The sequence below is a fragment of the Leucobacter sp. NPDC077196 genome, from assembly GCF_040687075.1.
GTDB lineage: Bacteria > Actinomycetota > Actinomycetes > Actinomycetales > Microbacteriaceae > Leucobacter.
The window spans coordinates 258814-271780 of sequence record NZ_JBFBML010000002.1; the positions used below are offsets into that span (position 1 = coordinate 258814).

11 protein-coding genes are annotated in these 12967 nt (G+C 69.0%); 10 read left to right on the forward strand and 1 reads right to left on the reverse strand.

What is annotated here, in order from left to right; genetic code table 11:
* Window positions 1–40 precede the first annotated feature (40 nt).
* The 5 genes from manA (at window position 41) to AB0O71_RS04860 (ending at window position 6647) form a co-directional block, all read left to right on the forward strand.
* Window positions 41–1363, forward strand: a complete 1323-nt coding sequence (gene manA, locus AB0O71_RS04840) for a mannose-6-phosphate isomerase, class I (RefSeq protein ID WP_363742689.1) — start codon at window positions 41–43, stop codon at window positions 1361–1363.
* Between the two features lie 298 nt (window positions 1364–1661).
* Window positions 1662–2120 (forward strand): hypothetical protein, encoded by a 459-nt coding sequence (locus tag AB0O71_RS04845; protein WP_363742723.1) that lies wholly within the window; start codon window positions 1662–1664, stop codon window positions 2118–2120.
* Entirely contained in the window at window positions 2120–3058 is a 939-nt protein-coding gene (locus tag AB0O71_RS04850) for a bifunctional riboflavin kinase/FAD synthetase (RefSeq protein WP_363742691.1), read from the forward strand. Before AB0O71_RS04845 ends, AB0O71_RS04850 begins: the two co-directional genes overlap by 1 nt.
* 227 nt (window positions 3059–3285) lie before the next feature.
* A complete protein-coding gene (locus AB0O71_RS04855; protein ID WP_363742693.1) occupies window positions 3286–5445 on the forward strand; it encodes a DEAD/DEAH box helicase in 2160 nt (719 codons plus the stop codon).
* Between the two features lie 164 nt (window positions 5446–5609).
* Complete coding sequence (locus AB0O71_RS04860; RefSeq protein WP_363742695.1) at window positions 5610–6647, forward strand: ATP-dependent 6-phosphofructokinase; 1038 nt, start codon at window positions 5610–5612, stop codon at window positions 6645–6647.
* A 2-nt stretch (window positions 6648–6649) separates the two neighbouring features.
* Here AB0O71_RS04860 and AB0O71_RS04865 read toward each other — a convergent pair whose 3' ends face one another.
* Window positions 6650–6925, reverse strand: coding sequence for a mycoredoxin (locus AB0O71_RS04865; protein ID WP_363742698.1), 276 nt, complete (start codon window positions 6923–6925; stop codon window positions 6650–6652).
* A gap of 272 nt (window positions 6926–7197) precedes the next feature.
* Here AB0O71_RS04865 and AB0O71_RS04870 point away from each other — a divergent pair, with 272 nt between their 5' ends.
* The 5 genes from AB0O71_RS04870 to ilvA are packed head-to-tail and all read left to right on the forward strand — an operon-like array spanning window position 7198 to window position 12797.
* On the forward strand, window positions 7198–8565 hold the full coding sequence (locus AB0O71_RS04870) for an inorganic phosphate transporter (RefSeq protein WP_363742701.1): 1368 nt from the start codon (window positions 7198–7200) through the stop codon (window positions 8563–8565).
* Window positions 8562–8858, forward strand: a complete 297-nt coding sequence (locus AB0O71_RS04875) for a hypothetical protein (RefSeq protein WP_363742703.1) — start codon at window positions 8562–8564, stop codon at window positions 8856–8858. Before AB0O71_RS04870 ends, AB0O71_RS04875 begins: the two co-directional genes overlap by 4 nt.
* 23 nt (window positions 8859–8881) lie before the next feature.
* The gene (locus AB0O71_RS04880) at window positions 8882–10297 is read left to right on the forward strand and encodes an aldehyde dehydrogenase family protein (protein WP_363742705.1); all 1416 of its coding nucleotides are present in this window, start codon (window positions 8882–8884) and stop codon (window positions 10295–10297) included.
* Between the two features lie 35 nt (window positions 10298–10332).
* The gene (locus AB0O71_RS04885; RefSeq protein ID WP_363742707.1) at window positions 10333–11529 is read left to right on the forward strand and encodes an AI-2E family transporter; all 1197 of its coding nucleotides are present in this window, start codon (window positions 10333–10335) and stop codon (window positions 11527–11529) included.
* Window positions 11526–12797 (forward strand): threonine ammonia-lyase, encoded by a 1272-nt coding sequence (gene ilvA, locus AB0O71_RS04890; RefSeq protein ID WP_363742709.1) that lies wholly within the window; start codon window positions 11526–11528, stop codon window positions 12795–12797. Before AB0O71_RS04885 ends, ilvA begins: the two co-directional genes overlap by 4 nt.
* Window positions 12798–12967: the final 170 nt, after the last annotated feature.

The following is a 12967-nucleotide window of genomic DNA, read 5'->3' on the forward strand; positions in this document are numbered from 1 at the left end:
GACGGTGTGCGACGGCCGGTCGCGGAGGCGGAGGAGTGATGTGCTGATCTTCATCGAGAACACCCCGCGCGCCTATGCTTGGGGCTCGACCGACGCCCTCCCCGACATGCTCGGAACCACGCCGACCGGCGAGCCGCAGGCCGAACTCTGGCTCGGCACTCATCCGGGAAGCCCCGCGCACGTCGCCAAGGCAACCCCCGTGCAGCGCACGCTCATCGATCTGGTCGAGAGCGACCCCGAGCGTTACGGGGTCGACGGCGGACCGCTCCCATTTCTGCTCAAGGTGCTCGCGATCGGCGCGCCGCTCTCGCTGCAGGTGCATCCCGATCGCGAACAGGCCGCGGCCGGGTTCGCCGCCGAGGAAGCCGCGGGCGTGCCGCGCGACGCCCGCGAACGCAACTATTGCGACCCGACCCACAAGCCGGAGCTCCTGGTTGCGCTCAGCGAGGTGACCGCGCTCAGCGGATTCCGCGATCTCGCGGCCGCGCGCGAGGATCTGCTGCTCTTGGCTGCAGCGGCCCGCGAGCTGGGCCACCCCGAAGGCGCCGAGGGGTTCGAGCGCGCCGGCTGCCGCCTCGTGGGTCGCGACGCGGGCGAACTGCGACGCGCCTTCTTGACCTGGGCGTTCAGCCGCGATCCCCGCATCGTCGACGCGCTCTCCTGCCTGTTCGACGTGCTGCGCGCTGCGGAGGCCGGCGCGATCGGGTTCTGGGAGCGTGCCCTCGAGGAGGGCACGATCGATCCGGATCGCCTCGCCTCGCTCCGGGCGCTCGCCGCAGCGCACCCGAGCGATCCCGGGGTGCTCGTCTCGCTGCTGCTGCATCTGGTGCGACTCGCGCCCGGCGAGGCGATCTTCTTGGGCGCCGGCCAGATTCACGCCTATCTCGGCGGTGTCGCCGTTGAAGTGATGGCGTCCTCCGACAATGTGCTGCGAGCGGGCCTGACCCAGAAGCACGTGGACATCGACGAGCTGTGCCGCATCGTCGACACCGGAGAACTCGCCGACCCGCGCTTTCCCGCCGAGCGTCTCGATCACGGGCTTCTCGCGTGGCGCCCCGACGTGCCCGAGTTCCAGCTCATGCGGGCGCGCCTGCGCGAAGCCGACGCCGAGGCCGGCACCGGCTATTCCGATGCCGAGGCGGCCGTTCGCATCGACCTGCCGGCGCGCGGCCCCGTCGTGCTCGTGGTCACCGCGGGCAAGGTGCGCATCGAACGCCCCGAGGCGCATCCCGCCGAAGTCGCGAGCGTACGCCGCGGGCAGTCGGTGTACGTGTCTGCGGGAGAACCGATCTGCATCACCGGCCACGGAGAGGTCTTTCTCGCGAGCGTCGGCGCGGAGTCCGACGGAACGGCACTGCGCTGACTGCAACCCGTTGACTGCATCCCGCTGACTGGAACGCGCTGACTGCTACCCGCTGACTGCATCCCGCTGGCCGTACCGCGCTGGCCGCTCGGGGCACCGCCGCTCGTCGGGAGGTCCGGCGAAGGCGAGTACACTGATCCGCGTGTCGAACGCCGAATCCGAAGCCACTGCACTGCCTGCCGCAGACTCCGCGCACTCCGCGTTTTCCGGTCAGCCTGCACGCGGTCAGATTGAACGCGGTGCCGGCCAGCCCGGTGCTGACCGGCTCGGCTCCGACCGACTCGGCGGCCTGGGGCGCGTGCTCATCGCGGTGTACATCGTGCTCGCGCTCGCGGCGACCTTCCGCTCGGTCTACCAGATCATCGCGAAGTTCGACGAAGCCCCGCTCGCCTACGCGCTCTCGGCGCTGTCGGGCGTCGTGTACATCGTGGCGACGATCGCTCTCATCAAGCGCCGGGGAGCCTGGCGCGCGATCGCCTGGGGCGCCCTGATCTTCGAGCTCTGCGGCGTGCTGGTCGTGGGTCTGCTCAGCATCATCGAGCCGCAGCTCTTCGGCCACCCCTCGGTCTGGTCGTTCTTCGGCAGCGGCTACCTCTTCATTCCGCTGGTGCTGCCGATCCTCGGCCTCATCTGGCTGCGCAGCACCGGGCGGGCCGCCGCGGCACAGGCCGCCGAGCGGAGCTGGGCAGGGACCTCGGCGCAGACGTCGGCGCAGACCTCGGCGCAGACCTCGGCGAATCCCGGAGGATCCGCCTGATGCAGATCATCGAATCGCTCGAGGCGATCCAACGCTCCGATTTTGCTGCGGGCAGCTGCGTCGCCATCGGCAAGTTCGACGGGCTCCATCTGGGGCATCAGGCGATTCTCGAGCGGATGCGCGCGACCGCGGGTGATATCGGCGCGCGCAGCGTCGCCTTCACATTCGCGAACCATCCACTGAGCTACCTGCGACCCGACGCCTGCCCCCGGCCGCTCATGAGCCGTGAGCAGCGGCTCGAGGCGATCGCGGCCCTGGGGTTGGACGCCTGCGTGATGGTCGACTTCGACGCGAGCTTCGCTTCGATTCCCGCCGAGGAGTTCGTCGTGGACGTGCTGGTCGGCAAGCTCAACGCGAAGCACATCCTCATGGGCGCCGATTTCCGATTCGGGCACCACGGCTCGGGTGACGGCGACTTGCTGCGCGCGCTCGGCGAGCAGCACGGCTTCGTGGCCGAGGTGCTCGACTGGGTCGAAGACGATGAGGAAGGCCAGGTGTCGTCCTCCCGGATCCGCGAAGCCCTGCTCGCGGGCGACGTCGAGGGCGCCGGCCGCATGACGGGCCGCCCCGTCGCGGTGCGCGGCCAGGTCGTGCACGGCGACGCGCGCGGGCGCGAGCTCGGGTTTCCCACGGCGAACCTCGGGGGCCGCGTCGAGGGCCTCGTGCCGGCCGACGGCGTCTACGCCGGCTGGGCCGTGCTCGACGGGATCGCCCACCCGGCGGCGATCTCCGTGGGGAACAACCCGACCTTTACGCCCGACGAGGTTTCGCGCGTCGAGGCCTACATCCTCGATTTTTCAGATGACATCTACGGTCGCACCCTCGAAGTCCGCTTCGCGCACCACCTGCGCGGCACCGAACGGTTCGACGGCCTCGAGGCGCTCGTCGTGCAGATGAACGCCGACGTGGCCGAAGCCAGAACGCTGCTCGGCGCCTGACACTGCGCTGATCGGCGCCCGACACCGCGCTCATTCAGCTGCGCGCCCCGGTCATCTTGAGAACGCTCTCGCGATCCGCCCCGCGCCGGATGCTAGAATCGTAAGCACGGTCGCGCTTTCTGCGGTTCGCGAGTCCCATGCCGCGCATGAGGTCAGGCTCCGAACCCGCGAGCGGCCCGCGACTCGGTACGCGTTCCGAGACTGCAACTCGCCGATCAGGAGATCCATTGGCATCCACCACTGCCACGCGTCAGCCCCAGACGAAGAGCGGCGCGCAGCGCGGTCAGTCGCGCTCGAACGGTCGCCGCAAGCACACGCACAACGAGGGCATCATTCCGCTGCTCGCTCGCGCCGTGCGCGAGGTCGAGGCCTCCGCTCAGCGCGGCAAGGCGACTCCCGCGAACCGCACCAAGTTCCACGTCATCGCGCTGCTCATGCGCGAGGAGCGCGCTCGCGTCAAAACCGACGAGCAGGTGAGCGATTCGGAGCGCGCCGAGACGCTGAAGCGCCTCGATGGCGTCGCCTCGATCCTCGCGAAGACCGCGGCCCGCGACACGAGCCTCATCACGCTGCTCGAGCCGACCGCCCCGATCACCGAGGGCACGCGCCTGCTGAAGCGCAAGATGCTCTCGCAGGCCGGCATCGAGCTGCCAGAGGAGGAGAAGGCGGCGCCCGAACCCGCCCGCGCCATCGTGCCCCCCGAGCTCGCCGAGCGCCAGGTCGAACCGGCCGGCATCGAATCGCGCATGCTCGCGAATCCGTTCTTGAAGCCCGACCTCGCCCCGCCGAAGCAGCCCACCCCGGTCGTGCGCCTCGCGAACTGGGAGCTGCTCGGCCCCCTGCTCAAATCGTTCGAACAGGGCGGCGGCGGATCCGCGTGCATGGATCTGCCCGAGCCTCCGGTGCCGGATCGCCTCGCCCCGGCCGGCCGCGAACTCATGCCGCATCAGGCGCGCTTCCTCGCGAGCGTGCGCGATGGTCACCGCAGCTTCCTGCTCGCCGATGAGCCGGGCCTCGGCAAGACCGCCCAGTCGGTGCTCGCCGCTTCGGTCGCCGATGCCTACCCGCTGCTGGTCGTCGTGCCCAACGTCGTGAAGATGAACTGGGCCCGCGAAGTCGAGCGGTGGACGCCGCAGCGCCGTGTCACCGTGATCCACGGCGACGGCCAAGACGTCGACGCCTTCGCCGATGTCTTCATCGTGAACTACGACATCCTCGACCGCCACCTGAGCTGGATCTCCGATTTCGGCTTCGCGGGCATGGTCGTCGACGAGGCGCACATGATCAAGAATGTGCAGTCGCAGCGCTCCCGAAACGTGCTCGCGATCTCAGAGCGCATCCGCGAGCGCACGCCCGGGGTATCCCCGCTGCTCATCGCACTGACCGGTACGCCGCTCATCAACGACATCGACGATTTCCGCGCGATCTGGCGCTTCCTCGGCTGGACCGAGAGCGACAAGCCCGGCCCCGAGCTCATGGCGCAGCTCGAGAACAACGGCTGGACCCCGGCCGATTCGTCGTTCTACCCCGAGGCGCGCCAGAGCGTCATCGACATGGGCATCGTGCGCCGCCGCAAGATGGACGTCGCCGCCGATCTGCCCGCGAAGCGCGTCGTCGACCTGCCCGTCGAGCTCGACGATGAATTCGGCCGCGGCATTCGCGACGCCGAAGCGCAGCTCGCGAAGAAGCTGCTCGATCGCTTCCGCATCGTGAAGCGGGGCAAGCTGGGCGAGAAGCTCGACGATGCCGCCATCATCCGCATGGTCGCGTCGCAGGAGCTCGAGGAATCGCACGCCTCGGCCGACGGACTCAACGTGTTCACGATGGTGCGCCAGATCGGCCAGGCGAAGGCGTCGCTCGCCGCCGATTACGCCGTGCAGCTTGCGCGCTCGGTCGGCAAGGTCGTCTTCTTCGCGAAGCACATCGACGTCATGGACCGCGTCGAGCGCCAGCTCGCCGAGGCCGGGCTGAAGACGGTTTCCATCCGCGGTGATCAGACCGCCTCGTTCCGCCAGGAGCAGATCGACGCGTTCAACCAGGATCCCGACGTCGCTGTGGCCGTGTGCTCGCTGACCGCAGCCGGTGTGGGCGTGAACCTGCAGGCCTCGTCGAACGTGGTGCTCGCAGAGCTCAGCTGGACGGATGCCGAGCAGACCCAGGCGATCGACCGCGTGCACCGCATCGGTCAGGACGAGCCCGTCACCGCGTGGCGCATCGTCGCCGCGCAGACCATCGACGCCAAGATCGCCGAGCTCATCGACGGCAAGGCGGGCCTCGCGGCTCGAGCGCTCGACGGCGCGTCCGCTCCGGCGGAAGACGCCGACTCGGTGCAGCTGCTGGCGCTCATCAGCGTGCTCACGCAGGCGGTCGAGCGGGCGAGCGCGTAGCGGTACTCGCGGCACGGGCGGCTGGGCGAGATCTCGCCCGCCCGGCCTGGCCGGTTCCGTGCCGAATTTTGGCGAGATCGGTGGTGTCCGAAGGGATCCTGCCAAAGCTATGGTGGAACCGGGCAATTCGTCCCGTAATCCGCGCGCCGAGACTGAGGAGCCGCATGCGCATTGGAGTCCTGTGCTCAGGGGGCGACAGCCCCGGAATGAACGCTGCGATCCGTGGAGCCGTGCTCCGCGGCGTCGAGGTGCACGGCTTCGAAATGGTCGGCTTCATGGACGGCTGGCGCGGCTTCCACGAAGACGACCGGGTTCCCCTCGATCGCGCAGCCGTGCGGGGCATCTCACCGCTGGGCGGCGTGATTCTCGGCACGAGTCGTGTCCAGCCGTTTCTCTCAGGGCGCGGTGATGAGGCCGACATTCAGGCGATTCGGGATCGCGTCGAGCAGTACGGCGTCGACGCCTTTCTGCTGATCGGCGGAAACGGCACGCAGACCGTAGCGCAGCTGCTCACCGACCACGGCATTCCGGCCATCGGCCTCCCGAAGACCATCGACAACGACCTCGGCGGCACCGACTTCACGTTCGGCTTCGACACCGCTGTCTCCATCGCCTCCGAGGCGATCGACCGCTTGCGCACCACGGGAGACTCCCACCGCCGCTGCATGGTGCTCGAGGTCATGGGCCGCGACGTCGGGTGGATCGCGCTGCACGCGGGCATGGCCGGCGGCGCGCAGGTCACCCTCGTTCCAGAGTTTCCCGAGTCCATCGAGCAGATCAGCGAGTGGGTGCTGAGCGTGCGCGATCGCGGCCGCTCGTCGCTGGTGGTGGTCGCCGAGGGCTTCCGGCTCGCCGGCAACGACGCGCAGACGACTCGCGACGGTCTTGACGGCTTCGGGCGCAAGCGCCTCGGTGGCATCGCCGAGGTGCTCGCTCCGCTGATCGAGCAGCACACCGGCATCGAGACTCGCGCGACCGTGCTCGGGCACGTGCAGCGGGGCGGATCGCCCACTGCGTTCGACCGGGTGCTCGCCACCCGCACCGGAATCGCCGCCGCCGACGCCGCCCAGGCCGGGCAGTGGGGCACCATGGCGGGTCTGCGCGGCGACCGCATCGCGATGGTGCCGCTCGCGGAGGCCGTCGGCCACCTGAAGACGGTGCCGGAAGCGCGCTACGAAGAGGCCAGGCTCAACTTCGGGTAGCGCTACGCCGAGAGGCGCTCCTGCACGTCTTTGAGCGTCGGGTTCGTCGCCGTCGATCCATCGGGGAAGACGAGCGTCGGCACGACCGCGTTGCCGCCGTTCACCGACTTCACGAGTTCCTCGGTGCCGGGCGTCTCCTCGATGTCGACCACCGTGTAGCCGATGCCGGTCTTGTCGAGCATCAGCTTCAGGCGCTTGCAGTATCCGCACCAGACGGTCGAGAACATCGTGACCGTGCCCGACTCCGGGGTGAACTCGCTCAGCGTTGCAGTACTCATGCCTCCAGCGTACTCGCCCAAGCGCTCGAGCGGATGGGGTGCTGCACGGCTGAAATCCCTGAGTTGCTATGCCTGGAGTGATCGCGCATCGCTTTCTGGCGTCCAGGTAAACGGAGGGTGAACGCGGTTGGGTCAGCTTGACCTGCCGGGGGCGAGGTGGAACCATGATTACGGCGCTTGCGCGGCATGCTTCGAGGTTTACGGGAACGTGAACACGAGGTGACTTCGCCGGTGTTCGATAGGACCCCCCGACCCCGAACCGAAAGACGCCGGTGGAACTCACCATCATCGTGCTGCTGGTCATCGTACTGGCCCTCTTCTTCGACTTCACGAACGGTTTCCATGACACCGCGAACGCGATGGCCACGCCCATCGCGACGGGTGCGCTGAAACCGAAGACCGCGGTGCTGCTCGCCGCGATCCTCAATCTCGTGGGAGCGTTCCTCTCCACCGAGGTGGCGAAGACCATCTCAGGCGGACTCATCAACGAGGGCGGCGACGGTGGTGTGCTCATCACCCCCGAGCTGATCTTCGCCGGGTTGATCGGCGCGATCGTCTGGAACCTCGTGACGTGGCTCTACGGGCTCCCCTCGAGTTCGTCGCACGCGCTCTTCGGCGGCCTCATCGGCGCAGCCATCGTCGGCGCCGGCGCCGCGGCGATCAACGGGGGAGTCTTCCTCTCGAAGATCCTGATTCCGATGGTCGCCGCCCCGCTCACCGCCGGCATCGTCGCGTTCACCGCGACGAAGGTGGCCTACGCGATCACGCGGCGTCACGACGGCCGAAAGGACGGGCGCGGGCGGTTCCGGTACGCGCAGATCGCCTCGTCGTCGCTCATCGCGCTCGCGCACGGCACCAACGACGCGCAGAAGACGATGGGCGTCATCACGCTCACCCTCGTCGCGGCGAACCTGCAGGAGCCGGGCACCGGCCCGCATCTCTGGGTGGTCGTCGCCTGTGCGCTCGCCATCGCAATCGGCACGTATTCGGGCGGCTGGCGCATCATCCGCACGCTCGGCGCCGGCCTGACCCAGGTCAAGCCGGCTCAGGGCTTCGCCGCCGAGACGAGCAGCGCGGCCACGATCCTCGCCTCGAGCCATCTCGGGTTCGCGCTCTCCACGACGCAAGTCGCCTCGGGTTCCGTCATCGGCTCCGGCCTCGGGCGCCGCGGCTCCAGCGTGCGCTGGCGCACCGTTGGACGCATCGCCTCGGGGTGGCTCTTCACCCTTCCGGCATCCGGCGCCGTCGGCGCGATCGCGGCCGCCATCGCGCACACGGGCATGGTCGGTGTGATCATCGACGCCGTGCTCGGCCTGGCCTTCATCCTGTTCATCTTCTGGCGCTCGAGCCGCAACAAGGTCGACCACTCCAACGCGATTCCCGCGCCCGATGTCGCCGAGTCGGGGTACGCCGTGCGCATCCGCAAGGGCAAGGTCAAAGCGCCCAAGTCGAAGGCCGGCGCGCCGGCACTGTCGTCCGTCGCGCACACCGCGATCCGCGACGACGAGGCGGCCAAGGAGGCAGCGCGCGAGGCCGCGCGTGAAGCGGCCCTCGCTGCCGAGCGCGCGGGCGATGCGATGCCAGGCGGGTACGGACCGACGACGACGCGCGGTGCGCAGCAGCAGGAGGGCGACCGATGATCGACTGGATGGCATTCCTCATCGTCTTCGGGGCAGCGCTCGTCTCGGCACTCTTCGTCGTCTCGCTCTATTCGCTGGGCCTGCGCTTTCTCGCCACCCCGGCACCCGCTCCGCGACTCTCCGACGGTTCCGTTGCGCCGAACGGCCCCTCGCGCGACGACGAGGACGACGACGTCGATGCGATCGGCCGCCCGCGCTGGGCCACGGCGCTCGCGAACGTGTGTTTCGGGCTCTCGGTGCTGGTCGTGCTGGTCGGCATCTTCCTCATCATTCCTGCGTTGCACTTCTGGTGAGACGCCGAGAGTAGTGTGACCGCATGACTGCGACTGCACTCGATCGGATTCCGGCACTCGTCGCGGGGCTGCGCTACAGCCAGTCGCGCGGCATCACCCGTCCCGAGAGCTGGCGCCGAGAGCAGCTGACCCGCCTCCGCGGGCTGCTTCGCGATCGCGGCGCCGACTTCGAGGCGGCGCTGCGCGAGGATCTCGGAAAATCGGGCACCGAGGCGCAACTGACCGAGATCGGTTTTCTCGTCTCCGAGATCGACCACTCTCTCGCGAATCTCGCCAGTTGGATGCGACCTCGGCGCGTGCGCGTGCCGCTCGCGGTGCAACCCGCGTCGGCCCGAATCGTGCCTGAGCCGCTCGGCGTGGTGCTCGTGATCGCTCCCTGGAACTACCCGCTGATGCTGGCACTCTCCCCCGTCATCGGGGCCCTCGCCGCGGGCAACGCCGTCGTCATCAAGCCGAGCGAGCTCGCCCCCGCCACGTCCGCGCTGATCGCGCGCCTCGTACCCGATGTGCTCGACCGGCGAGCCGTGGCCGTGGTCGAAGGTGGAGTTCTCGAGACCACCGCGTTGCTCGCCGAGCGCTTCGATCACATCTTCTACACGGGCAACGCTCGCGTGGGTCGCATCGTGGCGCGCGCGGCGGCCGAGCATCTCACGCCGGTTACCCTTGAGCTCGGCGGCAAGTCCCCGGTCTACATCGACGGCACGGTGCCCCTCCACCTCGCCGCCCAGCGCATCGCCTGGGGCAAGTTCATGAACGCCGGCCAGACGTGCGTCGCACCCGACTACGTGCTCGGACGGCCTGAGATACTCCGAGAGCTGGCGCCGCTGCTCGCCGAAGCCGTGCACGACCTCTACGGGAGCGCACCGGCGCAGAATCCCGACTACGGCCGCATCGTCAACGCCGCGCAGTTCGACCGGCTCGTCGGGTACCTCGCCGACGGTGAGATCGCTTTCGGCGGCGAGCACGACGCCGAGCAGCGGTTCATCGCACCGACCCTGCTGGCGAAGGTGGATCGAGGCGCGCCGGTGATGCGCGATGAGATCTTCGGCCCGATCCTGCCGCTCGTCGAGGTGTCGGGTTTGGACGATGCGCTCGCGTTCGTCGGAGGCCGCGAGAAGCCCCTCGCCGCATACGTGTTCAGCGGCAACCCGACCGTGCGTCGTCGATGGGAGCAAGAGACGAGCTCGGGCGGGCTCGGGTTCGACGCCCCGGCGCTGCACCTCGTGGTTCCCGATCTGCCCTTCGGCGGCGTGGGAGAGAGCGGCATGGGCGCCTATCACGGTGAACGGTCGTTCCGCGCGTTCAGCCATGAGAAGGCGGTGCTCGCGAAGCCGCTCACGCCCGACACGCTCGCCTCGACGATCATGCCGCCGTTCACGGCCCGGAAGGACGCGCTCGTGCGTCGGTGGCTCGGCAAGCTGCGCGAACGCAGCGTATGACCAGCTTCGAATCGCTCCGTCGCTAGGATTGCCCTGTGGAAGACCCCCAGAACAGCCGAGACGTCGTTTCCCGAGGCGACGCGGCACATGAGCTGCCCCTCGGAGTGAGGGTCGCGGCGGCGTGGTCGTGGCGCCTGGTGCTGATCGGCGTCGCCCTCGCGGGCTTCCTGTGGCTCGTCGTGCAGGTGCGGATCATCGTGATTCCGCTGCTCGTAGCCATCCTGCTCACCGCCCTGCTCGCGCCCGTCGTGCACTGGTTCGAGCGGCAGAAGCTGCCGCGCTCGCTCGGGGTCGTGTTCGCACTGGCCCTGTTTGTGGCCATGGTCTGGGTGCTGGTCACCCTCATCGTCACGCAGCTGCGCGACGGACTCGGCGACGTGGCCAGCCGCTCCGAAGAGGTGTGGTGGGAAATGCTCCGCTGGGCGGAGGCGACCTTCGGCATCTCGGCGACGGAGATCGGTGCGTTCACCGACCAGCTCTGGAAGACCGTCGAAGAACACCAATCCGAACTCTGGAACGGCGCGCTCGGTGTGGCGACATCGGCCGGACAGTTCGTCGCGGGCCTGCTGCTCACCCTCTTCTCGCTGATCTTCATGCTGATCGACGGACGCCGCATCTGGAACTGGGTGCTGGGATTCCTTCCCGCCCGCGCGCACGCTCCGGTCGATGCCGCTGGTAGCGCCGGCTGGGTCTCCGTGGGGCAGTACGTGCGGGTGCAGATCTTCGTCGCCTTCGTCGACGCGGTCGGCATCGGCGTGGGTGCAGCGGTGCTCGGGGTTCCCCTGGCCATCCCCATCGCGATCCTCGTCTTCCTCGGGTCGTTCATCCCGTTCCTGGGCGCTATCAGCACCGGCGTGCTCGCGGCCTTCGTCGCACTCGTCTACAACGGGCCGGTGAACGCGCTCCTCATGCTGGGTGTGGTGATCCTGGTGAATCAGATCGAGGGGCACGTGCTGCAGCCGCTGGTCATGGGAAGCGCCGTGCGCGTGCACCCGCTCGGCGTCGTGCTCGCGGTGTCGACGGGTGCGCTGCTCGCGGGCATTCCCGGGGCGCTGTTCGCCGTTCCGCTCGCCGCGGCCGCGAACTCCATCGTCAACACGCTCGTCAAGCGGCAGTGGGAGACGGGTATCGACCCCGTCGCCGACTATCACCGGAGATACCAGTTGCAGCATCGTGCCCGGCATCGGGCGCGCGCCGTCGCCAAGATGCGGCGCAAGGAAGGACGTTCATGACCGAGCAGACCCCCGCAGCGGTGCTTTCCGCGCAGGCTCCCGCGCCCACGCTGGCAGATTTCGAGCGGGCACTCGAGGTCGTGCATCAGGTGACGCAGCGCACCCCGCTCGAGAGCTCGCGGTATCTCGCCGAGATTCTCGAGGTGCCGAAGGTGTACATGAAGTGCGAGAACCTGCAGCGCACCGGAGCCTACAAGCTTCGCGGTGCGTACTACCGGCTCACGCAGCTCACCCCGGAGGAGCGCGCGCGCGGCGTCGTCGCCGCATCCGCGGGAAACCACGCCCAGGGCGTCGCCTTCGCGGCCCGCGAGCTCGGGATCAAGGCGACGATCTTCACGCCGCTCGGCGTCGCACTGCCCAAGTTGCAGGCGACCCGCGGATACGGTGCCGAGGTCGTGCTCGAGGGCGCCACATTCCACGAGACCAATGCGGCGGCGCAGCGGTTCGTGGCCGAGACCGGCGCCGTCTTCATCCCGCCCTTCGATCATGAAGCGGTCATTCACGGTCAGGGCACCGTCGCGCTCGAGATCCTCGAATCCGCGCCCGAGGTCGAGACCATTGTCGTGCCGATCGGCGGCGGCGGGCTCGTGTCTGGCGTCGCGGCGGCGGCGAAGCTGCGCGCAGAGCGTAATGGCACCCCCATGCGCATCATCGGGGTGCAGTCGGAGAACGCGTCGCCCTTCGTGGCGTCGCTCGAAGCGGGCGAGCCGGTGACCATCACGACGAGGCCGACGATCGCCGACGGCATCGCCGTCGCGCGGCCCGGCGACCGCACCTTCGAATACGTGCGCGATTACGTCGACGAGATCGTCACCGTGAGCGACGACGACATCGCGCGCGCCATCGTCGTGCTGCTGGAACGCGCGAAGATGGTCGTGGAGCCCGCCGGCGCGGCCGGAGTCGCAGCGATGCTCGCCGGCAAGGCTCGCGTGAGCGGGCCGACCGCGGTGATCCTCTCGGGCGGCAACATCGACCCCCTGCTGCTGCAGCGCGTCATTGGTCACGGCTTGGCCGCCTCGGCGCGCTATATGAAGCTCCGGATCTTGCTGCCCGACGTGCCGGGTCAGCTGGTGCGCACGGCGTCGATCGTCGCGGAGCACAACGCGAACGTCGTCGAGGTGATTCACACACGCCACGCGACCGAGCTGCCTATCAGCGAGGTTGAGCTCGAGCTGCACATCGAGACGCGCGGCCACGACCACGGCGAGATCGTCGCCCAGGCCCTGCGCGACGCCGGCTACGTCGTGCGGGTGGGCGAGCGCTACTAAAGCGGCACGCATCGCGTGGCGCTGTAGCGCTCGGTGCCGCCCATGGCGGCAGCCCACGGAGCGAAGCGCGGGGTGGAGCGCTACTAAAGCGGCACGCATCGCGTGGCGCTGTAGCGCTCGGTGCCGCCCATGGCGGCAGCCCACGGAGCGAAGCGCGGGGTGGAGCGCTA

Bases quoted from the DNA above. Each gene is read 5' to 3' on its own strand.
- AB0O71_RS04875 (WP_363742703.1), top strand. From the start codon at position 8,562: ATGATCGACTGGATGGCATTCCTCATCGTCTTCGGGGCAGCGCTCGTC.
- AB0O71_RS04860 (WP_363742695.1), top strand. From the start codon at position 5,610: ATGCGCATTGGAGTCCTGTGCTCAGGGGGCGACAGCCCCGGAATGAAC.
- AB0O71_RS04865 (WP_363742698.1), bottom strand. From the start codon at position 6,925: ATGAGTACTGCAACGCTGAGCGAGTTCACCCCGGAGTCGGGCACGGTC.
- AB0O71_RS04880 (WP_363742705.1), top strand. From the start codon at position 8,882: ATGACTGCGACTGCACTCGATCGGATTCCGGCACTCGTCGCGGGGCTG.
- ilvA (WP_363742709.1), top strand. From the start codon at position 11,526: ATGACCGAGCAGACCCCCGCAGCGGTGCTTTCCGCGCAGGCTCCCGCG.
- AB0O71_RS04850 (WP_363742691.1), top strand. From the start codon at position 2,120: ATGCAGATCATCGAATCGCTCGAGGCGATCCAACGCTCCGATTTTGCT.